This window comes from Agrobacterium vitis (assembly GCF_013337045.2).
Classification (GTDB): Bacteria; Pseudomonadota; Alphaproteobacteria; order Rhizobiales; family Rhizobiaceae; genus Allorhizobium; species Allorhizobium vitis_B.
Genome location: NZ_CP118262.1, coordinates 282,634 through 306,150, shown reverse-complemented (window position 1 = coordinate 306,150; position 23,517 = coordinate 282,634). Strand labels below are relative to the sequence as shown.

25 protein-coding genes are annotated in these 23,517 nt (G+C 59.9%); 11 read left to right on the top strand and 14 right to left on the bottom strand.

The window, feature by feature from the left end; genetic code table 11:
- The gene (trbI, locus tag G6L01_RS27295; protein ID WP_174096597.1) at positions 1-1,296 is read left to right on the top strand and encodes an IncP-type conjugal transfer protein TrbI; all 1,296 of its coding nucleotides are present in this window, start codon (positions 1-3) and stop codon (positions 1,294-1,296) included.
- Between the two features lie 270 nt (positions 1,297-1,566).
- Positions 1,567-2,271 carry an autoinducer binding domain-containing protein gene (locus G6L01_RS27290; RefSeq protein ID WP_174096596.1) on the top strand — a complete coding sequence of 235 codons (705 nt, stop codon included), beginning with the start codon at positions 1,567-1,569 and terminating at the stop codon, positions 2,269-2,271.
- Between the two features lie 2 nt (positions 2,272-2,273).
- Here G6L01_RS27290 and G6L01_RS27285 read toward each other — a convergent pair whose 3' ends face one another.
- Positions 2,274-2,597, bottom strand: coding sequence for a transcriptional repressor TraM (locus G6L01_RS27285; protein ID WP_174096595.1), 324 nt, complete (start codon positions 2,595-2,597; stop codon positions 2,274-2,276).
- 211 nt (positions 2,598-2,808) lie between these two features.
- Between G6L01_RS27285 and G6L01_RS27280 the strand changes: the two genes are divergently transcribed.
- Positions 2,809-3,039 (top strand): helix-turn-helix domain-containing protein, encoded by a 231-nt coding sequence (locus tag G6L01_RS27280; protein WP_174096594.1) that lies wholly within the window; start codon positions 2,809-2,811, stop codon positions 3,037-3,039.
- A gap of 61 nt (positions 3,040-3,100) precedes the next feature.
- Here the strand turns inward: G6L01_RS27280 and G6L01_RS27275 are convergent, their stop codons facing one another.
- The 5 genes from G6L01_RS27275 to traA form a co-directional block, all read right to left on the bottom strand.
- Entirely contained in the window at positions 3,101-4,666 is a 1,566-nt protein-coding gene (locus G6L01_RS27275) for a Fic family protein (RefSeq protein WP_174096593.1), read from the bottom strand.
- 223 nt (positions 4,667-4,889) lie between these two features.
- Positions 4,890-5,495 (bottom strand): TraH family protein, encoded by a 606-nt coding sequence (locus G6L01_RS27270; RefSeq protein WP_174096592.1) that lies wholly within the window; start codon positions 5,493-5,495, stop codon positions 4,890-4,892.
- A 16-nt stretch (positions 5,496-5,511) separates the two neighbouring features.
- Positions 5,512-6,678 (bottom strand): conjugal transfer protein TraB, encoded by a 1,167-nt coding sequence (locus G6L01_RS27265; protein WP_174096591.1) that lies wholly within the window; start codon positions 6,676-6,678, stop codon positions 5,512-5,514.
- The gene (gene traF / locus G6L01_RS27260) at positions 6,668-7,234 is read right to left on the bottom strand and encodes a conjugative transfer signal peptidase TraF (protein WP_174096590.1); all 567 of its coding nucleotides are present in this window, start codon (positions 7,232-7,234) and stop codon (positions 6,668-6,670) included. The genes G6L01_RS27265 and traF overlap by 11 nt, the downstream gene beginning before the upstream one ends.
- Positions 7,231-10,560: a Ti-type conjugative transfer relaxase TraA gene (traA, locus tag G6L01_RS27255; RefSeq protein WP_174096589.1), complete on the bottom strand. Its 3,330-nt coding sequence runs from the start codon at positions 10,558-10,560 to the stop codon at positions 7,231-7,233. Before traA ends, traF begins: the two co-directional genes overlap by 4 nt.
- Positions 10,561-10,814: 254 nt before the next feature.
- Here traA and traC point away from each other — a divergent pair, with 254 nt between their 5' ends.
- From traC to G6L01_RS27225, 6 genes are all read left to right on the top strand, one after another.
- The gene (traC, locus tag G6L01_RS27250) at positions 10,815-11,111 is read left to right on the top strand and encodes a conjugal transfer protein TraC (RefSeq protein ID WP_174096588.1); all 297 of its coding nucleotides are present in this window, start codon (positions 10,815-10,817) and stop codon (positions 11,109-11,111) included.
- A 4-nt stretch (positions 11,112-11,115) separates the two neighbouring features.
- Entirely contained in the window at positions 11,116-11,331 is a 216-nt protein-coding gene (gene traD, locus G6L01_RS27245; RefSeq protein ID WP_174096587.1) for a type IV conjugative transfer system coupling protein TraD, read from the top strand.
- Positions 11,318-13,279 carry a Ti-type conjugative transfer system protein TraG gene (gene traG / locus G6L01_RS27240; RefSeq protein ID WP_174096586.1) on the top strand — a complete coding sequence of 654 codons (1,962 nt, stop codon included), beginning with the start codon at positions 11,318-11,320 and terminating at the stop codon, positions 13,277-13,279. The genes traD and traG overlap by 14 nt, the downstream gene beginning before the upstream one ends.
- A gap of 12 nt (positions 13,280-13,291) precedes the next feature.
- Positions 13,292-13,489, top strand: a complete 198-nt coding sequence (locus G6L01_RS27235) for a hypothetical protein (RefSeq protein ID WP_174096585.1) — start codon at positions 13,292-13,294, stop codon at positions 13,487-13,489.
- 214 nt (positions 13,490-13,703) lie between these two features.
- Entirely contained in the window at positions 13,704-13,970 is a 267-nt protein-coding gene (locus G6L01_RS27230) for a WGR domain-containing protein (protein WP_174096647.1), read from the top strand.
- 34 nt (positions 13,971-14,004) lie between these two features.
- Positions 14,005-14,490, top strand: a complete 486-nt coding sequence (locus G6L01_RS27225; protein ID WP_234902245.1) for a thermonuclease family protein — start codon at positions 14,005-14,007, stop codon at positions 14,488-14,490.
- 35 nt (positions 14,491-14,525) lie between these two features.
- Here G6L01_RS27225 and G6L01_RS27220 read toward each other — a convergent pair whose 3' ends face one another.
- The 5 genes from G6L01_RS27220 to G6L01_RS27200 all read right to left on the bottom strand — a co-directional run bounded on the left by G6L01_RS27220 (position 14,526) and on the right by G6L01_RS27200 (position 18,188).
- Positions 14,526-14,699 (bottom strand): hypothetical protein, encoded by a 174-nt coding sequence (locus G6L01_RS27220; RefSeq protein WP_174096584.1) that lies wholly within the window; start codon positions 14,697-14,699, stop codon positions 14,526-14,528.
- Between the two features lie 265 nt (positions 14,700-14,964).
- Positions 14,965-15,135, bottom strand: coding sequence for a hypothetical protein (locus tag G6L01_RS27215; protein WP_174096583.1), 171 nt, complete (start codon positions 15,133-15,135; stop codon positions 14,965-14,967).
- Positions 15,136-15,454: 319 nt separating this feature from the next.
- Entirely contained in the window at positions 15,455-15,763 is a 309-nt protein-coding gene (locus G6L01_RS27210; protein WP_174096645.1) for a DUF736 domain-containing protein, read from the bottom strand.
- Between the two features lie 638 nt (positions 15,764-16,401).
- Positions 16,402-17,325, bottom strand: coding sequence for an ArdC family protein (locus tag G6L01_RS27205; RefSeq protein ID WP_174096582.1), 924 nt, complete (start codon positions 17,323-17,325; stop codon positions 16,402-16,404).
- Positions 17,326-17,600: 275 nt separating this feature from the next.
- Positions 17,601-18,188 carry a hypothetical protein gene (locus G6L01_RS27200; RefSeq protein ID WP_174096581.1) on the bottom strand — a complete coding sequence of 196 codons (588 nt, stop codon included), beginning with the start codon at positions 18,186-18,188 and terminating at the stop codon, positions 17,601-17,603.
- Here G6L01_RS27200 and G6L01_RS27195 point away from each other — a divergent pair.
- The gene (locus G6L01_RS27195; protein WP_174096580.1) at positions 18,187-18,342 is read left to right on the top strand and encodes a hypothetical protein; all 156 of its coding nucleotides are present in this window, start codon (positions 18,187-18,189) and stop codon (positions 18,340-18,342) included. The two genes, G6L01_RS27200 and G6L01_RS27195, sit on opposite strands and share 2 nt — an antisense overlap.
- Positions 18,343-19,006: 664 nt before the next feature.
- Here G6L01_RS27195 and G6L01_RS27190 read toward each other — a convergent pair.
- From G6L01_RS27190 to G6L01_RS27180, 3 genes are all read right to left on the bottom strand, one after another.
- On the bottom strand, positions 19,007-20,758 hold the full coding sequence (locus G6L01_RS27190; protein ID WP_174096579.1) for a ParB N-terminal domain-containing protein: 1,752 nt from the start codon (positions 20,756-20,758) through the stop codon (positions 19,007-19,009).
- Positions 20,759-21,091: 333 nt separating this feature from the next.
- A complete protein-coding gene (locus tag G6L01_RS27185; RefSeq protein ID WP_174096578.1) occupies positions 21,092-21,409 on the bottom strand; it encodes a hypothetical protein in 318 nt (105 codons plus the stop codon).
- 242 nt (positions 21,410-21,651) lie between these two features.
- On the bottom strand, positions 21,652-22,500 hold the full coding sequence (locus G6L01_RS27180) for an AraC family transcriptional regulator (RefSeq protein WP_174096577.1): 849 nt from the start codon (positions 22,498-22,500) through the stop codon (positions 21,652-21,654).
- A 74-nt stretch (positions 22,501-22,574) separates the two neighbouring features.
- Here G6L01_RS27180 and G6L01_RS27175 point away from each other — a divergent pair, with 74 nt between their 5' ends.
- A complete protein-coding gene (locus tag G6L01_RS27175; RefSeq protein ID WP_174096576.1) occupies positions 22,575-23,510 on the top strand; it encodes an NmrA family NAD(P)-binding protein in 936 nt (311 codons plus the stop codon).
- Positions 23,511-23,517 lie beyond the last annotated feature (7 nt).

Below are 23,517 nucleotides of genomic sequence, written 5' to 3'. Positions count from 1 at the left end.
ATGGCCCAATCTCTCCAACTCGGCACGTCAAGCCAAGCAGACGAACAGAATGGCATGCGGCGGCTCAACCGCTTGCCGATCATAATAGCAATCATTGTCACTGTCGTGTTTATCGGGGTTGTCGTGATTGGTCTGTCACTGCGAGGACTTTCCTTCAATCGTGGCAATATCGATGACGCTTCGAACAGCCCGGCGACGAGTTTCGGGGATCAACTCAAGCGGGGCGTCACCGATGGCATTATCGGTGAGCCGGAAAAACAGGAGGTGTTCCAGCCAACACCTGTCGTGGTGGAAAAAACGGAGAAGCAGGAACCGGTCATTGAGCGCCAACCAATTGAGCGACCAGACCGTCGGCGAATGCTGGAATCTGAGGAGGAGTGGAAGGCTCGCCTGAAGCGAGAGCAGGACGAACAATATATGCGCGAGGCGCAGCGCCAACGCATGGCCCGCCTTCAGGCTCGTGCAACGGCACTCGATTCGCCGCTGAAGGTTGACGTCTCGGATATTGAGACTCCCGCGAATACCAAGAATGACGCCGGTCGACAGCCAACCACCATAGCAGCGAACAGCACGTCCGATCTATATGCTGCGGCCCTGCAATCCGGCTTGATGGGACAGAACGTCGACCAGAATGGTCAAGGAACGAAGGAGGATTTCTTCAATCAGGACATCAAGGATCTCGGGTACCTGCCAAATCAGGTCATTCCACAGATGTCACCTTATGAATTGAAGCGAGGCTCGGTCATTCCCGCTACTTTGATCACCGGACTAAATTCTGACCTGCCGGGACGCATTACCGCTCAGGTAAGCCAGAATGTCTATGACAGTGCCACTGGCTACCGGCTTCTCATCCCGCAAGGTGCAAAGCTGTTCGGCCGCTACGATTCCAAGGTATCGTTTGGCCAGGAACGGGTTCTTGTGGTTTGGACGGACCTTATTTTCCCGAATGGTTCTACTCTGCAGATCGGCGGCATGGCCGGCACGGATGCCGAAGGATATGGCGGCTTCCGCGACAAGGTCGACCGCCATCTGTGGAGGACTTTCGGCTCAGCAGCGCTGGTGGCATTGATCGGAACCGGGATCGATATGTCGATGCCTCAGAGTTCAACGCTGGCGACGCAGGATACAGCCTCCGACGCAGCACGGCGAAATTTTGCCGAAAGCTTCGGTCGCGTTGCGGAAGAGACCATATCGAAAAATCTGAACGTTCAGCCAACGATTAACATCCGTCCGGGGTACAAGTTCAACGTCCTGGTCGATCAGGACATTATTTTCCCGTCAAACTATCGGGGTTAAGTCGCGTCGTTCGCCAGGCATTCCGAGTCCGGATCGGTGCGGCAATAAACCAGTAACAAATTGTCATGTTTTATGTCTTTGGGGCTTGGAATACTCGCAGAAGCTGAGTAAATCTAAGCGGCGCAACGATCCTGAGTACGCTTCGCGCCCAAGGCGGGTGCGCTGCCGCGGCAACAAACCAGTCTCTTGGCAGCCACAGCACTTCTCAAAATCTTGCGACGCGAATAGGGCCAGATGGGGGCCTACAGCTGCTCAGTAGGAGACAAGTCAGTGGACGGTGACCTTCGCTCACTCATTGATATGACAGAAGCCGCGCATGACGAGCGGATGATCAAAAGTGCTTTAAAGACATTCGCACACGCTTGTGGCTTTGAACGGTTTGCATATTTGGAGACAGAGGGATCGGAAATCCGCACATTCAACTCTTATCCGGAAGAATGGCAGGGTGTTTATCTTGAAAGCCACTATTCCCGCATCGACCCGGTGGTCTGGGAAGCGAAGACTCGCATGGAGATCTTTCCGTGGACAGCAGACGATTGGCCTGCTCGTGGATCTTCTGAACTCAGGCGGTTTCGGGACCAGGCGGTCAATCATGGCATTCGCAGTGGGGTGACGATACCAGTCGAAGGCAGTTTCGGCTCGACGATGATGTTGACGTTTGCGTCTTCAGCCCAGGCTGCGGATATTTCGAAGCTTCAAGACTGCCACAAAGCGATCCGTGCCGTTCTGGCGGTCCATTACCGCCTGAAAATGCTTGCTGCGACCACAATTGTTCCACCGAAGCGGTTGCTTTCACCAAGAGAGGCAATGTGCCTGAAATGGGCGGCGAAAGGGAAAACAGCGCCGGAAACCGCGATCCTGACGGGGATTAATCCGAGGACAGTGCAACACTACCTGGATAAGGCGCGAGAGAAGCTGGAAGCGGCGACCGTTCCCCACCTCGTCGCGATCGCCAAGGACCACGGCTTGCTATAGCGTCAATCATCGGCATCCGGGGGAACGTCAGGGACGTAGCCGAGCGCATCGATGATTTCCGAAAGTTCTTCCTGCTGAGCTGCGGACTTGTCTTGGCGCGCGGTATATTCTCGCTGCAAGCTTTCGAGTATGGCGCTCGACACCGCCGGATCAGATGATGCGCGGGTCCACTCTTCGTAGACAGCTTCGTCGGCAACAATAAGCCTGCGGTGCTCTTTGATCGCAGCGATCGCCAGAGCCTCCAGTTCTGACTTCTCCATAGAATCGAAACAGGATCGGCGTTTTCTTGTTTCGTCGTTGGTCTCAGACGAGTTCACGTCGTTCACCCGTTTCCCTCCCTTTTCATCACCTGAACGCTTAGAACGAAAACCCTGCGAGCAACAGCCGTTTAGGCGATAATGCTGGATGTGTCTCTCATAAGCTCCTTTGGCCGTCCCATGGTGCGAGCGGCAAGCCGGATTAGCAATATCATGTGCTACGTCGAATCGGAACTATAGTTCCTGGAATAATAGTTCCTTTTCAGGCTCCGCTCTCGTCATGGATCTCAAAGAGGTCATGGCGATCAATCTGCGTCGAATACGTCATGCTCAAAAGTTGACGCAAGAGGAACTCGCGCACAGAACGGGCCTGAGCGTGCGGCACGTTGGGGCAATCGAACGCGCCGAAATGTCTGCGACGGTCACAGTCCTCGGCCAGATGGCGCAGGCGCTAAGTGTCGAACCCGCGGAGCTAGTGACGCGAACAAACGACATGCGCATCGGCTCTTAGCGCGGTGCCACGTCCCGTCTTAAGAGACACGGCACCAAGCAGCCCACATATACATTTTTCTCTAGGTATTTTTGAGACTGGCACCCGCTTCTGTGGAAGGCGGTGGCGCGTTGACAAGCTCCGACACAAATTTCGTCAGCGGCACGATGTTTTCGTGCCCGCTCGCCTCTTCCAGGGCATTCATGTACTCGTCACGGCGCGCCACAGGAATAACCGTCCACGGCGCTCCGCACTCCGCAAGAAGTGCATTCATAATAAACCGGGCCGTTCGCCCGTTTCCGTCTGGAAAAGGATGGATGTAGGTGAACAGGAACGGAGCGACGATTGCCTTCACGCGCGCGTCGGGTTCCTCCGAAATGCTTTGAAACAGAGCATCCATGGCGTCGGCAATCGCGTGGGGCGGCAAAGGAACGTGCGAAGAACCTCTCAAATATACGTTGTGTGATCGGTAACCCGCGAGTTGGTGTGCCTTGACGATGCCAGCGGTGACGGAAGGGCTAAACATGGCGCGGAACCAGTCTTGGTGCCTGGCCTCCAGCAATTCGCCGGTGGGTGTCCCATCAAGAATCTTTTTGATGTCGTCGCGAACCTCCTCGAAGGCCAGTCTGTACCCTTTGGCGGCAAGCGCGTTCTTTGTTTCGTAATCCCGAGCATCCGCATCCGGCTCCCATTGACCGTCCTGCACCCTCCGGATCAGTTCTTCGGAAACCTCGTAGCCCTCGATGGAAAGGGAATTGAGGGCGTCTGCCACATAACGCTCGTCGATATCCGTGATATATCCGTCCCGGTCGTTGATATGTACCTGCTCGAAACCAATGTGATCGACGGCGTCTTTCCCCATTTTCGCCCAGAGGTTTTTGATCCGGGTGGCGGATGGCGCCTGAGTTCGTCGCGCGTCCAGCGTGATCAGATCGACTGCCGGGTCAAAAGGATTGTCCTCGTGCGGATTGTAGCCCGCAGATTCCAGGGTCTTGATGATCGTGTCCGCGTCCCCATTCCTGCCGAGATGGCGTAGGGCTCCCGCGATGCGACCGCCAACGTGGCTTCGACCTCCGTCCAGGAGGTATTGGAGCAGCGTGTTTGTTCCGCGGATTGAGCCAATGACGGCGATAACATCGGTCGCTGAGGTCCTCCACGACTCCGGCGACAGAGTGCAGATCGCCTCTTCAATCGGCATCAATCTCAATCGTTCTCTCGCCACAGCTGGCTCGTTTTCCCTTGAGCGCAGCAGATAAAGCGACGTATTGCTCGGTAGTGTCACAAGTTGATTGTTTGCCTTTGGGCTTCTGACGATAACCTGTCCGGGAATGGAATGGTTTTCGGACCAAAGAGCCACGGATGCCTCCGCGGAGAGCCGCCATTCATTGGCGAAGCGGTCTTCGAGATACTTCGCAACAAACTCCCAGTAGACGGTGCTCCAGGCAGCATCGATTCTGTTGCTGGCGGACGGCCGCGAGTTCACCGCCAGCCAGCCTTTCATGATTTCTTCGAGGAACCCGTTGCTCTGTAGTCGTTCCCGGTGGACACGGCTGAGCTCTTCGGATTTCACCACTGATCGGGTGCCGTTTTGCGTCACTCCCCTCAGTTCAGCCAGGGACGCCGCGAGAAGTTCGTTGGGTTTCGCCATGTTGGCCTCCGGCGACGCCGTGTGAGCAGTGGACCGTTCTTTGTAGTTGCACTAATTTGACGCGTTTGACAAACACTAACATCTTGCATTGGAGTCACACTAATTTCACGTTTCTGAATCGCACTTGTTTTACGTGTTTGACTCACACTAATTTCATGCTTTGGACTCAAACTAATATTCCGCATTGATGAGAACCCTTTCGCAAGGCGAGGCGAACTCAATTCTATTGCTGACCGCCAATGCGCGACAGATCGATCCGTATGCCTGCATCCTGCTCCGCCTCTGGCTGTTTCTCTCTTGTGTTGGCCTCGGCGTCATCCTCCTCGGCGGGGATTTTCTCTACACTTTGCTGCGGAACATTAAGCGGCGTTCCGGGATCCTCCGCCTGAAACACGCTCACGCCCTCGAACTCGCCCGTCTTCCATGCGTAGACCGCATCCTCGAAAATTTGCGGAAAGACGTCTTTGCTCGTCGGGTTGCCATACCATTTCGCGACGATCCTGAGGACCTTGGCGAACATCGCGGTGCCTTTGCGAAGGTTCTGGCAGGGATCGACCAAATCGGGCTTCAATTCGGTCGCTTCCCTCACTCCAACCCCAGCGGGGAACTGCGTCAGCCCAACGCGAACGACGGCCTGGCCGGCATATTGGCGCACGATCGCCATCGCCTCCTCGGCCGATGCCGCTTTCGGAATGAGGATCAGCCGGCCGCCGGATTTGACGGTGACGGCAAAGGGATCATCCGAGCCCGCTGCGATCACGAACTGCTCGACGACCGCTGGCTTGAGAGAAGGGTCTGCGCATTCTTTTATCAGGGCCGTGTCGATCATGGTGTCTCCTGAGGACTCAGGTGTTGAAGGCAATAACAAGCGGTTTTCCGAACAGATTCGCCCACGCCGTGGCAGCAGTCCGTTGGATCGCGACGATTGAGGTTCCTTTGGCCCACCAGCCGTTTCCGACGGCAATGATGAACTCCGGATCGTGCAGCATCGACTGAAGGACGGGCCAGACGATCAGTTGCTCGTAGCAAATCAGCGGCGCTACTTGGCTGGCACCAATCGGGACGACCGGGTTCGCAAAGAAATCCGCCCTGGCACCACCACTCTCCCCGAACAAGAAACGCCAGGGCTGCCACATCGAGCCGGGGACGGGCATGCGTTCGCGATAGAGGATGCTGCTTCCACCATTCCTGTCGATCGCGACGAGGACATTGTCATAACCGGTGGCATCGAGCATCGTTGCGCCGGCGATGACCGTTGCATCGGTATCGCCTGACGTCCTCGTCCAAAGCCGCGCCACGGTCGGTGTCCAGAAACCAAGCGCACCTTCCGGCAGCGCCACAAAGCGGGCGCCACCGTTGGCGGCGCCACGCACCGTTGCGATCAGGTCACGCTGGCGGTGAAGACCGGCGTCCCGACCAAGCGAAGCGCCCAATTCGAGGTCGACACCGCGCCAGCCATTGGGTAAACTCGGCTCGGTCCACGACGCGGCGGACCACAGCCAAAACCCAGTCAAGGTGATGGCGACAGCTGGCCAGATGCGGGTTACGAGGCCCGCAAGGCCCGCTGTCATAAGTCCAAGCCCCCACCATCCCAATCCCGGAAACAGAACACCCGCGGCTGTCACGGGATGTGCCCAGCCCGTGATGCCGAATGGCGGGATGGCCATGACGCCTGCCGCGACTAGATAGCGAAACGGACGCATGGGCCCGTTCATCGTCCAGAGCACGGCATGCACCATGACAAAGCTCAAAGACGCGCACAGCCAGAGCAACAAGCCCGGCCAGATATCGGACGAGTAGAAGGCGGCAACGCCCTGTGGCAGACCTCGCGACGCCGCCAAGAAATATCCGGCGGACACAAGTGCCGCCACTGATCTCGTTCGCGCGATTGACCAAAGAACCGGAAATCCGAGCGCAACGGGTAGAAGCAACGCATGCCCGCTCCAGCCCGCCACGCCGATCGCGATGGAAGTGAATATCAGCGCCGTCGCCCGAAGATATTCATGGCGCATAGGTGAGGACCTCCTGCGCCAGTCCAAGAACACCGGACGCGGGCAACGGACCGAAGTATCGGGAATCGTAAGAGCCGCGGAATGCGGAATGCAGGAAGACATATCCCGGCGGTACGATGCCGTTCGGAAAGGGCGTCAACGGCCGCCCTTTTCCATCGCGCAAAGCGAGGTCTGAGAAGGGGACCTTCCTTCCGTCCACGCTCACGGTGTCGCCGATTTCGACATGCTGTCCTGCAACGGCGATCACTGTCTTGATCAAAGGTGCGACGCCGTCCGGGCAGGAACCAGAACGGAAATAACCTCGTGCCCTCGCTGCCCGCATCGCCGCCGTTTCCGGTGGGCAGACGAACAGGAGGTCGTCGACTGCTGCCGGTCGATGAAGCGGGATAATGCGCCACAGGCCGAGGGGCTCGCTCGGAGTCAGATTGATGCGGTAGCCGCCGGTGACGGCAATGCTAATCGTCACTACGGTAACCAATGCGACCACCGAGATGATACCTGCCGCTCGTCGTTGCTGAGCTGTCATCGACCGGAGCGTTTCAGTTCCCGCCGTCATTTGAGCGAGAGCCCTTGGCTCTTCGTATGACGCATTGTCTCAGCCTGTTTGAGAGCTTCGGTCGTTCGTTCATGAGCGCCCAGCTGCTGGACTGTCCGCATGGAGTTCCACGCGGCCTTGACCTCAGCCTTTTGTCCGGCCGTCATGCCCGATGTGACGGTCTCGAAGGTCTTACCGCTCGTGTCTTTCGCAGCCAGAGGAAGGAAGGTCCGTTCTCCGAAGCGCTCGGACACAGCCTTGGCAAAACCTTCGAGTTCGGCCTTCACCATCTTGTCGGCCAGAGCATATTCGAGGCCAGCGGACAAATCATTGCGATCGATCGCATCGCGGACGCGCTCGAGCGTTTGCTTGGCCGCTGCAGAGAGCGCCGGGATGTCGACCGAAACCTTGAGCCGGACCGCGCGCTCCTCCGTCTCATGTTTGAATTCGGCTTCGGCTCGCTCACGAAGGTAGCGCTCGAGATTTCGGACGAGCGCCGGCACATTGGCGAGCGCTTTTTCCCGGTCCTGCTTGTCGCCACGGCTCGCGAGAAGACCGGTCTTGCCCTTGAGCGCGCCAAAGCTCTCTGGCTCGCCGGCAATCCTTACCAGGGCGGACTGCGCGACCGACTGGTCCTTCAACATGCTATCGACATTGATCGCCTTGAAGGCAGCTTCCGGCTGGGAGTAGACGAACTGGAAGCGGGTCGAGACGTCCTCCCATTGCTTCTTGAGCCCGGGATCCGCGGCGAGCTTGTCTTCGACCGCCTGGTCGAGCGATTTGGGATAAGTGGTGATGCCTGATACCATGGGCTTGGCCTCCTTGATTGTGTCCGGAATGGATTGCTTGTTGCTACCGCGGACCAGTCCGAGCGTCGCACCGATGGCGGCGAGACGGGCGCCGAGATCGGCGAGCCTCGAGCTTTGCCGGGCGGCCCATTGGAGACGATCGTGCGCGATCGTGCGCGCCACGTTCATGAGGCGCAGGCCTCGCGCTTCTGCAAAGCGCAGCGCCTGGCCGTAGAAAGACGTCTTCTCGTAATCGAGCGTCGTTTCCTTGGCGTTCCGGCGTGACAGGATCGGGATGAGGCCGCCGGATTTCGCAAAGGAGCGACTGCCGTAGTAGACAGCGAGATCCTCACGATGGCGAGTCATAGCCACATAGGTGAGATGCCGGTCCAACGAGAGGGAGGCAAGCACCTTCACCTGGTCGACGGTCGCGCCCTGACTCTTGTGGATCGTCGTCGCATAGCCGTGGTCGAGATTGTTGTAGAAGCGCTGCTCGACCGTGACCTGCCGACGATGTTCGCCTTCGCCGATCTCGGCGACGATACGTCCAGGCGCGGCCTCAAGCACCTTTGCCAGCATGCCGTTCTTGACGCCAAGGCTTCCCTCGTTCTTCAGGAACACGATCTGGTCGCCGATGGCGAACCTACGGATTCCGTCCTCTGTCTTGAACGCGAATCCGTCTGCGACGACGCCACGTTCGACAAGTCTGGCACGGGCCATCTCGTTCAACATCCGCACATCGCGACGAAGGTGGGCGAGGATCAGGCTGGTCTTCGAAGGATCGTAATCGCGATCCCAATCGGCGATCAGGCTTTCGACCGCCTGTGCCTTGAGGTCCGATCCCCTCACGTGTCCATGTGCGCGATAGGCATCGACTGCTTTGCCAAGGTTACCGCGCGCCAGATCAAGTGAGGCGTCGCGCATCCACTGCTGTCGCTGACGATAGATCGTTTCGAGTTCGGCATAGCCTATGCGATCGGCGATAGCGCGGAAGGCGGCGCCGGCTTCGATCGGCTGAAGCTGTTCCGGGTCGCCGACAAGGACGAGTTTGGCGCCGGCCTTGGTTACGGCTTCGACGACGAGCGCCATCTGCCGCGACGACACCATGCCGGCTTCGTCGAGTACGAAAACACTTTTGTCGTCGAGCTGGTTGCGACCCTCGTTCCAGCGAAGCTCCCACGACGACAGCGTGCGGGAAACAATGCCCGCTTCCTTCTCCAAACCTTCGGCGGCTTTGCCAGCCAACGCTCCGCCGACCACGCGATAACCGGCGCCTTCCCACGCCTCGCGTGCCGCCTTCATCATCGTGGTCTTGCCGGCGCCGGCGCGACCGATGACGGCGGCAATGCGCGCGGCCCCAGCGACATGCTCGATCGCCATTCGCTGCTCATCCGACAGACGGGAATGGCGCGCAAAGGTCGCGTGTAGCACAGCCTCACGGACGCCATGGGAGGTGCTGCCGGAGAGCCAGATCGCGCGATTGGCCATCTCGGCTTCAAGCCGGATCATCTCGCGCGTCGTATACTTCGCGGGTTCCCGAATACCAGTCGCAAAGTTCATGCGCTCGCGTTCGAGCCGAAGCGCTTCCGGACTTTGCAGAATGCGGACCATCAGACTTTGGAACAGCGCAGCATCGTCGATATAGCGATACAGGACCTTCGCGACGTCGCGTTCGTCGAAGACGCTCTTCTCCCGCATGATCAGGTCGAGCACGATTTCAGGACGGCGCTGGATGCGGCGGGCGTTCTCGCTGCGGCGCTCGTCCTGAAGCTCGAGGCGTTCGAGTTTGGGAGGCGGGGTCGTCTCCGACTTGTGGTCAGATCTCTCGGCCTTGCGCTCGATGGCTTTGGCGCCGACACCGAGGTGAATGGTTGGCTCGAGGTCGATACCCTGCTTTTCGAAGGAACGGCCGTCGATGCGGATATCGAACCCGGCGAGCGCCAGATGTTTGTTCTGGCAGGCAAACCAGCCGTCGCGAAACGCATTGAAATCTTCAGTACTACCGGCCCACAGCTGGTAGACGATCTTGCCGGCATCATTTCGGATTGCCTTGCCATCCGGGTCGAGCACCGCGACCTTCTTCGACCCGAAACCGTCTTCGGCCAGCGGGCGCAATGTGGTCATGAGGTGGACGTGAGGATTGCCGGGGGCGTCGTGATAGACCCAGTCCGCGGCCATGCCCTGCGCGGTGATGTGGCCCACCACAAAGTCGCGCATGAGCGCGATGTTCTGCTCGGCAGTTAACTCGAGCGGCAGGGCAATGGTAACGTCCTTGGCGAGTTGCGCGTCGGATCGTTTCTCGAAGCCCTCCACCTTGTTCCAGAAGGCCTCTGATGCCCCGGCGACCGAGCGATCGGCAATCATTCTGCGCACCCATTCCGGCGCGTCGGCAGGAACCACGAACTCCTCATGCAGGAGCCCCTGCTTTCGCGTGTAATCGATCGTCCGGGCTTCCCGCTCAAACTCCATCTTGGCGCAGTGCCGGTAGGCCGCCGACAGGACGGCGCTGCGGCCAGAGCCACGGGCGACGATGCTGACGGAGAAGTGAGGGACGGCCACGGCGGAGTTCTCTCCCGGTTGTGAACGAAATCAATGGGTTCGTCGGGAGCGCCGGCCCCATCGGGCGCTCTTAGCAACACGTCGCGTCAGCGACGTATAATTGCGCCCTTGGAAGCCGCTCCTTCGGAACGGCCGGGATCATCCAAGAAAGCATCGCCCTTGGCGATTGTAGGATTCACAGTAGTGCGTTCCGCACTCCCTTCGGAAAAACTGGCTTCGAAACACAAGCTTTCTCGCCCAGGAGACGATCGGAAATGAAGAAACCATCCTCGAAAATCCGTGATGAAATCGCCAAGCTGCAGGAACAGCTCAAGCTCGCCGAGACAAGGGAAGCTGAGCGGATCGGCCGGATCGCGCTCAAGGCGGGCCTTGGCGAGATCGAAATCGACGAGGCGGATCTTCAGGCAGCGTTCGAGCAACTGACCAAGCGGTTTCGCGGAGGGCAGGGCGCTACGACCGGAGGGAAGAAGGGCGCCGGCGATAGCGGCGGCGCAGCGTCGACTGCGGCGGACGCGTCTGGCGCGGGCGCGGGCAGCGCTGGTGAGGCTTGAGCGTATGGCGAGAACGATGACATCCGACGCCCGCAAGAAGGATACGCGCGAAAAGATCGAACTCGGCGGCCTGATCGTCAAAGCCGGGCTGCGCTACGAGAATCGCGCGCTGTTACTGGGCATGCTTCTCGATGCCGCCCGCCGGACCAAGGGCGACGAGGGCGAGCGGTCCAGGCTCACGTCAATCGGCGTGGAGGCCTTCGGCAATGACGATCAATAGGATCGCGCTCGTCGTTGTGCCTCCGGTGCTGATGATCTCGGTCGTCATCGGAATGACGGGGATCGAGCAGTGGCTTGCAGGCTTCGGAAAGACCGAGGCCGCGCGATTGGCATGGGGGCGGGCGGGCATCGCATTGCCCTATGTGGCCAGCGCGGCGGCCGGAATTCTGTTCCTGTTCGCGACCGCCGGCTCGGTGAATATCAAGCAGACAGGATGGGGCGTCCTTGCCGGATGTAACGCGACGATGCTGATAGCGGCCGCGCGCGAAACAATGCGACTTGCCGCTTTCACGAAGGCGCTCAACGCCGACAAGTCGGTCTTGAGCTATCTCGATCCAGCAACGGCGATCGGAGCGGGCGCAGCGCTTATGTGCGCCTGCTTCGCACTCCGCGTGGCGCTTGTCGGCAATGCGGCGTTCGCAAGGGCCGAGCCCAAACGCATCCAGGGCAAGCGGGCCCTCCACGGCGAAGCGGATTGGATGAAGCTAGCCGAGGCCGCGGTGTTGTTTCCGGACGCTGGCGGCATCGTCATCGGCGAACGCTATCGGGCCGACAAAGACAGCGTCGGGAGCCAAGCCTTTCGAGCCGATAGCGCTGAGACGTGGGGCGCCGGCGGCAAGTCTCCGCTGCTGTGCTTCGATGGCTCGTTCGGCTCGTCGCATGGAATCGTATTTGCTGGATCCGGCGGTTTCAAAACGACGTCGGTGACAATCCCGACCGCGCTCAAATGGGGTGGCACGCTGGTCGTGCTTGACCCATCGAACGAGGTCGCACCGATGGTCTCTGCGCATCGAAGCGGGGCGGGAAGGGACGTGTTTGTCCTCGATCCGAAGAAGCCGGAAATCGGCTTTAATGCTCTTGATTGGGTCGGAAGTTTCGGCGGAACCAAGGAAGAGGACATCGCCTCGGTCGCCTCATGGATCATGAGCGACACCGGCGGCGCGCGCGGTGTCCGTGACGACTTCTTTCGCGCCTCAGCGCTGCAGCTTCTCACAGCGCTGATTGCCGATGTCTGCTTGTCCGGTCACACGGAAGAGAAGGACCAGACGCTTCGGCAGGTGCGCATGAATCTTTCGGAGCCAGAGCCGACATTGCGCAAGCGACTGCAGGACGTCTACGACAATTCCGGCTCGGATTTCGTGAAGGAGAATGTCGCAGCCTTCGTCAACATGACGCCCGAAACCTTCTCGGGTGTTTATGCCAATGCCGTCAAGGAAACACACTGGCTGTCCTATCCGAACTATGCCGCCCTCGTTTCGGGAAAGAAGTTCTCGACCGGCGATATCGCTGCGGGAAACACCGACGTCTTCATCAATATCGATCTCAAGACCTTGGAGACCCACTCCGGTCTTGCGCGGGTCATCATCGGCTCATTTCTGAATGCGATCTACAATCACGACGGACAGATCAAGGGTCGCGCGCTGTTTCTCCTCGATGAGGTCGCTCGTCTCGGTTACATGAGGATCATCGAAACTGCGCGTGACGCCGGACGCAAATACGGCATCACGCTGACGATGATCTACCAGTCGATCGGTCAGATGCGCGAGACTTATGGCGGTCGCGACGCTGCAAGCAAATGGTTCGAGAGTGCCAGCTGGATTTCGTTTGCCGCGATCAACGATCCCGAGACCGCCGATTATATCTCCGGACGCTGCGGCATGACTACCGTCGAAATAGATCAGATCAGCCGCAGTTTCCAGGCGCGCGGATCCTCGCGCACGCGATCAAAGCAACTGGCGTCGAGACCGCTGATCCAGCCGCACGAAGTGCTGCGCATGCGCGCCGACGAGCAGATCGTCTTTACGGCCGGCAACGCGCCATTGCGATGCGGCCGCGCCATCTGGTTCCGCCGCGCTGACATGAAATCCTGCGTCGGAGAGAACCGCTTCCAGAAGAGCGTCACCACCGCAGACGTCTCTCTGCAGACTGTCAATCGAACTGATAAATAGCCGGAGGCAGCGATGCGATATTGGGAAGCCTGCGAGGCGAATGTGACAGCAGACGAAGCGATTGCAGAATGCGCTCGACACCGTATCCGTGCCGTGGTGCGACCCACTGATCGGGCTCTCGTCGATGACGAGAGCGGCGATGTGATCGCACACTCCGATGATCAAGGCGAATATTACGGTGGCGACGTGATCGGTTACCTCGGGTACTGATCGATGATCCTGGCCAGGATCATCTGCGGGAGGATCGTGACCCGAATGGGCGAAGACGGCTTGCTGGCTTCGTTCGCATTGCGAATAGAGCCGTACGCCGCAGGCGGACCGCCCAAAGCAACCGTCTGCATGGTTCAACAATATGAATCGATGACCCGCAACCGATTCAAAACACTCGTTGGACGCCCTGGCTTCTGCACGCGATTATGTCGCCATGATCACCCAGCGCTACCAGCTTTATATCGAGCGGACCGACCGCGCCAGAAACATGGCTCGCTTCTATGCGCTATCCATCGAACCGAATCTTTTTGGTGAAGCATGCCTGACGCGCCGCTGGGGACGGATCGGGACGGCAGGGCAAGGTCTGATCCACCATTTCAAGCTGGAAAAGGATGCCGTGGTTCTCTTCCTGGAGCTGCTTCGGCAAAAGCGAGGTCGCGGATATCGAACGGTCGTGCGAAACAGGCGACTGGATGGCTAAGCCCCCGCTCAGAATGTGAAATTGAGGAAGCATATTGATCAAACCCGACAAGAAAGCCACTTGGCAGAAGCCTCGTGTGTTACTCTCGCTCGCCGTTACAACCGTCACGATCATGACGATTTTCGCCATGCCAAACACAGCTGTCTCTGCCGAGCGCGTCGTGCTTCCGAGCGCTATCCGGAAATGTGAGACAGTCAAGCGGATCACATGCGTCGTCGACGGCGATACGCTTTGGCTGCGCGGTGACAAAATCCGCGTTGCCGATATCGACACGCCGGAAATTAGCGAGCCGAAATGCGCCTCGGAACTGAGGCGCGGCAACAAAGCCACCGAGCGGTTTGTCACGCTGATCAACCAAGGACCGTTTGAGCTTCACGCGTGGCCGGGAAGGGATACCGACCGATACGAGCGCAAGCTTCGCGTCCTTGTCAGAGACGGCCGCAGCCTCAGCGATATTCTCGTCTCGGAGGGTCTGGCACGAACCTGGGCCGGCCGGCGCGAGCCATGGTGCGGTCGATGATTGAAGCCGGCCCGCCGGAGCGGGCCGGGACGGCGTTATCGCCGTCGGTTCCAATCGGTCTGGAGGTTGACCTCGATGTCGACGAAGAACGGGATCTTGATCGCGATCTTCAAGCCGAGTTTGCCCTTGCGGAAGAAGTGGCAGACCACCTTGGAGAGGGAGCGAAGCCGGCGGCCGGTTGCTTTGAGGAATTTGGCAAGCTGTTGCATTTGGTTTCTCCTGTCGATTGCGTTTCGTCGCGGGGATGAAATGCGGATCGGGAAGGAGTGCTGCACCGGGACGGCCGAAGCGTCAGCGGAGGACCTGATGCCGGCTGAATTTTGATAGCGCGAGGAGCCGCAGGCGGGGAAAATTCTGCCGGCATCTGGTTGCGGCAGGACGAACGATCCGCATCATTCCCAATGTCGATGAAATGGGATCGACTGGAGAATTGCGGCAGCTCGACTTCGAAGACCACGGACGATGGAAGCCGCCTCAGAAAGGCGGTTCGCTTTCTGCAAGACCGTCCAGCTCGGCCGCGGCGACAATCAGCTCTGCCTGAGCGAGTTCAAGCTCGGCCTGGATCTGACGGCGCTCCGCACCGTTTTCAGCGTTACGCAGCTCAGCCCGCAGTTGTTCGATGTAGTTTGCGATTTCGTAGATCATCTTCGTCTCCTGACGCTTGTGAAAGATGACCGGCGGGGCTGAGAGGCGATGGTCGGGTCAAGGATCGCGAACGCGACCGGCGAAGGCGGGGAGTGGGGGAGCCGATTTGCGGAGGCTGCCCTTCAGGGCGGGTGGAGCAAATTGGGGGAACCGCTCATCCTCTGACGCGGGCAGTGCCGATTGGTACCATCCCGCATTCTGAGTAGCTTCCTCACCTATCCGTATGGCACCAAAAAAGCAGGGCCGGCTCGATGCCGGCTCCTGCTTTGATCTCCCGGCAGGGAAGGAGGCCCCGCCGGTGGCGGGGCCTCTTGGATCCTTAGTCCCTGACCTGGCGGGACCAGATGAGCTGAAGGCCATCCTCTCCTTCGACCTCAGCGAGCGTTGCGTAGATCGGGGCCGGGAAGCTCGGATCGTCGAGCTTGACCGAGAGGTAGTCGCGACCCTGCTCGGATGTCTTCTGCCAGGCAGCTCCGAGTTCAACGTTTCCAGCGTAGATCCGGAACTGCGGACCTTTGTCGGAGGGGTTCTCGACCCGGGCGATGCGTGCCTTGACGTTGAGGGCGAGAGTGCGAATGGAGCCGGTGAAGCCGTTTTCGGTGGAGGTGAAAGTGCCGATGGTTGCCATTGTCATGTTCCTTTTCTTAAGTTCGGGCCGCGCCCATCGCGGTCTCGATGGCTGTCGAACAGACCGGTGACGATCGGACCGCACCCGATAGGGCCGGAATGAAATGGAGGGCGGCAAGTCGCAGATTTGTTAGTGGGAGAGGAGGATCCCCTAAAGGGTCCGGGGTAAGAAATCTGCGAATTGTCGTTGCGGGAAGACGATCGAGGCGCAGCCGTTCTCCGGTCAGACATGCCTCATCGAGCCCGCAGATGGGTTGCCGGAAACTCTGACGGGTAGGAATATGGCAATGGCGGTCGCCGCATATGCCTCGGGCACGAATGGCGTCCTGCGTAATGTCCCACCCGCACCGGTCGTCGCTGAATGCCTCAGTTAGGAAAACGAGCCCCTCGTGGAAATTGGTCAGCTTTTCCACCGCGCCCCCTGCGATTTCGTTGCACTCGCGAATCGCAGCCTGGACGATAAATGCGACAGCCGACCAAGCCGTTCATCGTCGAACGCAAGCCATCCCGCAAACCGAAACTCGACGCTGCCAAACCGTCGATCTGGGGAAGGCTGGATGCTGACATTGCACTGGTCTTAGCGACCAGCGTGAAAAGGATCAGGCGGCCGCCACCGGTGGTGACGACCGCGCTTAAGAGTCAGGCCGCAGCCCTCATCTCCGTTTCCGGCTGCAGTGAATGCAGAAAGCTCACGGCCCGTTGCGCATGGGCTGCTGCCTGGAAGATCGCCCGCTTGTCGTTGGCCAGCACCGTAAGCCACGACTGCAGATAAGAAGCGTGGTCAGGACGTGGCTCGAGCTCTGGCGCGATACCGAGATCAGCGCAGAGGAAGCAACTGCCGAGTTCGGCAATGAGTTCTTCCCGCGCCCGCTCCGTTCGGTCCTTCGCATAGCGCGACAGGTCACGCCCCACGCGATGTTCCGCCGCTGTCCAGTGGGTTGCCTCATGACTGAGGACGGCCGCGTATCCGGCAGCGTCGCGAAACGCCTCGAAGGGCGGCATCTGGATGTAGTCCATGATCGGCGAATAGTAGGCCTGATTGCCGCCGTGCCTGATGACTGCGCCGGTATTGCGGAAGAAGCGATCGGCGCTCTTGATCCGCGCGATCGGGTCAACTGCCTTCGCCGAAGGCGCGTAATAGCTGTCGGGCAACCCGTCGATCTGCTCAACGTTGAACACCGAATAGGCCTTCAGGAACGGAATCTCCCGGTCGACTTCGTTGCCGTTCCCGTCCGCTTCGGACTTGGTGAAGCGGCTGGCGAAGACGACGGTCGAACCGGTCTCGCCCTTGCGCACGGCCCCGCCCAGTTCGAGGGACTGCTTGAAGGTCATCCACATCGACGAGGCGAAGCCACGCGATATCTGCTCCGACCATAGAAGGAGCACGTTCATGCCCGAATAAGGAAGACCGTTGTGGCGCACCGGCCGGGTAATGCGACCATTGGTGTTGGCGGCGCTCCATGGCTTCATCCAGGGACGCACGCCCTGTTCGAGATCCTCGACGATCCGATCGGTGATCCGCGCATAGATGTCGACGCGGTTGGTGTCCGTTTTCCTGCTCATGACTTCTTTCTCCATTCTGAGGACAGCGCCTATCGCGGTCCGTCACGGAGGTCCGAAGTCAGGGGCTGAAGGTGTGGTCATGCACCGGAACGGCCGCAACAGCGTGGAGGACGGCAAAGCCGTTGTATGGGCACCCGGCTCCTGCAGGACCGCCGAGCGGGACGGGCGGCGATAGGCGCGTCTCCAGTTTTGCTTTTCGACATGAGAAGAGGCCGATGCTCTAGGCACCGGCCTCGGATCAGGAAAAGAAGGCGGGGGCGTCCCCGCCAAATGTGTCATCCCAATGCGGCCATCTGAACTTCCGCCGCCTTGCGGTCCAGTGACGCGCCCGGATGTTCGACCGGCCGGTCGAAGGGTTTCCAGGTCTCGCCGACGACCTGTTCGTAGGCGGCAACCGCGCCCTCTGCGGCCATGCGCAACGCATGGGACTGGATGCCCATGTCAGCCGCGAATTCCCGCTTGCGCTGGGCGGCACTGTCATAACCAACCGGACCGTCGAGATCCTCGTCGCGAGCATCATTCGATGCCTTGGCCGTTGCGTCGCGGGCCTCGGTGACGGCGCGGGAGTAAAACTGTCCGGCGCCATGTGCCGATCCGACGAAGGCCCCGACGATACGCTGCAGATGGATCTGCATGGCCCTCTCGCCGAGCCCTTCGGAGAGGCTGTCGGCGGTCTCGACAATCAGCCGCTCGTGCAGGCTGCGGATGCCATCGCTGTCGACGACTGCTGTGCCGAAGCTTTCGGCGATCTTGAGTGCCTGGGCGGTGTCTGGGCAGGAGAGGCGGACCATTTCGAGGGTTGCTCCCTTGCGGAGTTGCGTGCTCCGAGCGTTGGAGCGGTTATGAGTTGCGGGCTTGGCCATGTCTGTTCCTTCCTTGGCTGCCGAAGTGGTTCCGGCCCGTGCCGGTCTGCCCTTCGATGCGGACGACCAGAACCGGCAAAGGACGGTCGGCTTCAGAGGTCCGATCCGGCTGAGCCAGCAGGGCAGGTTTGTGGGCCAGCAGGTTTTAACCTGAGCAGACCGCGAGCTTGCCCTCGCGCAGTGAGGCTGGATCGGCCGCCACGCGGCGCGATAGCGGCCTTGAAACGACCGGCCGCCGGTTCAGACCGCAACGAAAAGAAGGGCAGTCCGGAGGGGTCCGATGCCAATCCGCGCCACGAGACGGGACCATGGCCAAGCCAGCCATGCCGACGGCACCGAAGCCAGACAAGCCCAGCTCCAGCACCCTCTTCGCGGGTCTGCCTGTGTCGTCGGATGATGTACAGGTCGCTTGTCACGAGGCTGCAGTTCACTGATGACCTGCTCTTACACCGCGAGCCTGCAGGCGATGATCTCGAGTTCGATCCACCGCACGAAGTTGAGGCGGCCGAAAAGCTCCTATTGATAAGTACGAGGACCGGATCTTCGACGCGGCTGGCCCCGGGCCGTCACCGTTGTCGCCTGCCTTCCCGCGCGCGCCATAATCTGCCGGGTCAGACATCCCCGATGCCGCTGGGTTTCTCGCCGGACGCCGATTGCTTTCGCCAGCGGTTTCGAAGCGCGGATATCGAACATGTCAAATCCCAGGCTTCGGCAGCCGATAAAGTAGGACAGCCCGTCGTTTTCCGCGTGGTGCGGTGGTGAACGCCACCCCCGAAAACCGGGGGTGGGTGCTACCATGTTCGACCAGCAGGCGGCGGTCATGCTGCAGCCCTCTGATCGACGTCGTCGTGCTCTTCGTCGTCAGACAGATCAGAATCCTGCGGATCATCGTGATCCCCAGCCTCATCGATAGGCGCGTCCCGGTTCGCATCGGGTTGGTCAGCTTGACCACGGTCGTCGTGTGGGGCTGCGTCCCTAGCATCCGTGATGGAGCTCGCCTGGATCCAATCGACCAACTCTTCGGCTGGTGGTGCAAAGCGGGCAGACGGATGGACAAAGTGCTCGTCTGCGAAATGCTCGACGAGCGCTGCGCGGGTCTCGCGAACCTTCTGCCGCGGCTGCATGGAAGCTTCGGCGCACGATGCCTCCAACGCCTGGCGAGAAAGGCACGAGAGGAACTCCTCCGAACCCATGTTCGGCAAGTATTCGTCGGCGCCGATCGCCTCGCCTGCGATGCGCGAAACCATGCCGCTGTTCGACATGCCGCGGCGGCACGACAGCACATCGATCAGCACCGAACGAACGGCGACCCGAAGCGTGTCCTGATCGAAGGCAAGCTTGCCGTGCTCGTCGAACAGGGCGACGGCGTGGCGCGAGAAGCGCTTGCCGCCGTAGAAGGCCCCATCTGCACCGGAGTCGACGCGGACGTTCTGCCCGGCAAAGGCTAGCACCAGGAGCACCATCAACATGTCGTCTTCGATCGGCGCGCGGCCGAGCGCATCATGGAGCGCATCGGTGCGAAAATCCCCGATCATGTCATGGCCCTTCTGGGTGACATCGGGGCGAACCTTCGGCGAGGCTATCGCATCGTCGTCATCGTTGCTCGCGGCGGATTCGCCTGCTCCAGCGCCCTTCGGCATTGCCGCCTCGGGCATGCGGTAATGCACCGTCTGCACCTTGCCATCGCGATCGAGATAGAGCGCCGTATGGTCTGACCTGGAGGGCTTGCCGTAGACCTGAGACGCTTTCTTCGGCAGTTCCGGCTGGCCCCAGCCGTTGACCTCGACGATGGCGCCACGCTTCGGCAGGTTGGCGGTCATCCACTCATGCTGGGCGCCGAGAAAGCCCTCGACATTGGTAGTGTAGCGACCGTCCTGGTCGGCCGGCGCGAAGAGGTCTTCGACCCACTCGACACCATAGGCCTGCGCCAGATCGTCATCAAAGCTCGCATCACGGGCATACATGCGCTTTTTGGTCAGCGCATTGGCGATCTGCCACCACGGAGCGGTGTCGCCCTTCTTCGGCTTATGCGCCTTCCAGACCTCCTTCTGGTCAACCTGACCGGCGGCGGCAATGATCCGCAAGTGCTGCTCTGACGGCATGTCGCCCAGCGCCATCTGTTCGAGCATGGCCGGCAGGACGTTGGCGAGCAGTCGCAGCTTGCGGATCTGGCGGACGGGGAGAGCAAGAGCGACGGCAATCGCTTCCTCCGTCCAGCCGAGCGCCACAAGTCGTTCGACGCCTCGCCACTGATCAACGGGATTGAGGGCTTCCCGAACCGAGTTTTCCACCATCGAGCGCATGGCGCCATTATCATTGGCGGCATCGACGACCAGGATTTCGATTTCTTCCAGGCCGGCGGCGATGGCCAGTCGCACGCGGCGATGTCCGGCATCGATGATATAGCTATTACCGCCATCGGTTTCGGGGGCAACAACCGGCGGCTGGACGATGCCGACGGCCTTGATCGTCGCCAACATCAACGCATCGGCCTGCGGCGACGACTTCGACTGACGCATCCGGTCAAGGTTTTCCTTCAGTGCTCGCGGGTCAACCTTCATGATCTGCATGATGTCTTTCCTTTCGGGAGAGTTCCGGACCGGCGCCTTGCCAGCCCTTCCTGTCTTCATCTTTTCTCGAAGACACCTCCCGGACCGCCGAGCGGCCGGACTGCCGCAACAGCGGCCGAGCATCCCTGCTGCGCAGGACAAGCGGGGCTGCCAGCCCTGCGAAGGACAAACGGCCGGGATCGCGCAGGCGGCGGTTGAGCGACAGCGTCGGCAGGAGGACCGGTCTGCGACGGGTTCACCCTTCCTGCTTTTCTTTCTCGATCATTATTTACCAATTCGAGCCGAGGCGCGAAGATAAGAGGCTGCTGGCAGCAGCCGTACCTCGAGGATGGCTTAGGCTCGACGCCCAAGAAGGGCTAGCGCGTCAGCCATCATACGCTTCAAGATGACTTTCCTGTTTGCCGGTACGGCGGAAGCACCTTCAGGAATAGCAATGGCAGAAGGCGATGGGTTCACGGTTTCGGAGGGCGAGACCGGGAGCGGCTGTTCGACCCTTGCAGCGACCACGACGTGCGTGATCGTTGTCTCATCCGATTTAACCGCGACAGTGACCTGTCCGCCGGAGCGGAGACGGTCGACGCCGGTTTGAGCGGCCTCCTGCTCATCTTGAGCTTCGACCAGTGATGTCTGCGTCACGAGAAAGAATGGCATTTGTTTCCACGGAGTGTTTTGTGCAGGTCTCCTCTGCAATGCGGTTGCGGTCAAGGTGCCGCGCCCAGTTCACAGTCACCGCCGGTACAAAAAAGGCGCTCGACCCGTGAGGGGAGCGCCTTCTTCTGTATCCCGGGACAATGTCAAACGCCGCCGCGATTGCAGCGAGCAGGACATCGTCTCATCAGGAAGTGATGCCCAGATATTATCGGCGAAGAGCAATTTCAAGTCGAGATCTGGGATCAGGCCTGTTTGATTGAGCTAGACGTGCGTTCGGCGCTTAAAAGCCGATCGGTAAAGTAGCGCGATGGCGTGGTCCCAAGCGCCTTCCTGAACATGACGATGAAGGCCGTCGTGGATTCGTACCCTAGGTCGCCTGCTACCCGTTGGACTGTCGCACCGCCGGCCAATTCCCGTAGCGCGATGACGAGATGAAGCTGACGCCGCCAACGGCCGAAACTTAATCCTGTTTCCTGGACCATAAGCCTCTTCAACGATCGCTCACTGACGGCGATGTGCTCAGCCCATTGGCCGAGGGTTCGGCGGTCGCTCGGGTCTGCCAAAAGGGCCGCCGCAATCAAGGCGATCTTTGGATGGTCAGATACGGGCAGCTCCAGCCTCTCCCGCGGCATCAGCGCGAGCTCATCAAGCATGACCCGCATTAGGCGATCGACATGCGCGTCGCGCGCACCGCTTTCTGACAGGTCCGCCACTCGGTGGATCATCTCCCGAAGCATTGGCGATACCGAAAGAGTGCAGCATTCAGCGGGAAGCGCGGACGCGCCGGGCTCGACAAACAGGTATGTTAGACGAGCATTGGGTGTGACCTTATTGCTGTGAGGAACGCCGCCGGGTACCCAAACTCCGCAGTCGGGTGGAACGACCCACATCCCACTTTCCGCAGTGCAGGTCACCGCGCCATGGAGCGCCAGGATCAGTTGACCTTGCGGGTGCTGGTGCTGCACCCCCTCGGCTTCATAGTCGGCGAAGTCCATTCTCATGGCCATCGCCGGCCCATTTGAGAGGCTGAGATCGCAAGCGGTGCTGCAGGGAGGTCGCTTATTCGAGGATTGGCCCGTTTTCGAGATCATATGGCATTATCTCCAATTATGGGCTGCGACGCAATGCTTTAGGATCCTAGTTAAACAACACTAGGAGACGAACAATGCGTATTGCGGTGGTCGGCGCGACCGGCAGGATCGGGGTTAAACTGACCGAAAAACTCCTGGCGAAGGGCCATTCCGTCAAAGCTCTTTCAAGAGGGGGGCCTGCCCTAGACACCCTTGTCGCGAAGGGAGCGGAACCGTTCCTTGGCAGTTTCGACACAGGTGATGGCAAGCTTGGCAGGTTTTTCGAAGACGCCGACGCTGCGTTTCTGATGGTCAAAACCCTTTGGGCGGCGAAGGACTTTCGGGGACACTACCCTGCGGTAGCGCTTCGGTTCTTCGACGCACTTCGGGATTCGCCGGTGAAATTCGCCGTGAGCCTGACCGCAATGGGGTCCGAACTCTGTGGAAACACCGGCCATTTTCAGGGGTTTCACATCCTGGATCAGATCCTCAACCGGTTACGCGACATCAATCTGGTGCACTTGCAGGGTGGCTGGTTTATGGAGGACCTGTCCAGGTGGAGCGACGCGATCGCGCAGCACGATCGGATCGGCTTTACGCTTGCCCCGGATCTCAAAGCGCCTTGGGTTTCCGTTCAGGACATCGCGGATTTCGCGGCGAAGGAGTTCGAAATGCCGACCGATCAGCACCGGTCGGTAAGGCAACTGGGAATCGACTACACGATGACCGAGATCGCCGCGCTGATAGGCCGGGAACTCGGTAGAGAGGTGGATTATCGCTTCATCAATCCGAAGGATCGCGAGGTCGAAACCGTATTCCGGGAAAAATTCGGAACGCTCGATCGATGGGTCTATGACAAGAACACCGCGGCGGCTCTTAACGATGGCCGTGTCAAGTTCCGCCATGATCGTCCGGTCCTCCCTACGACCATGGAAGACTTCATCAAAGACACTCTTAAGCCGCTGGTCGAGAACGCGCGGACGGAGAGCCTCAAACCGGAGACCTTCCTGACGTGGAGCTCGCAAAGATAATGCCGCG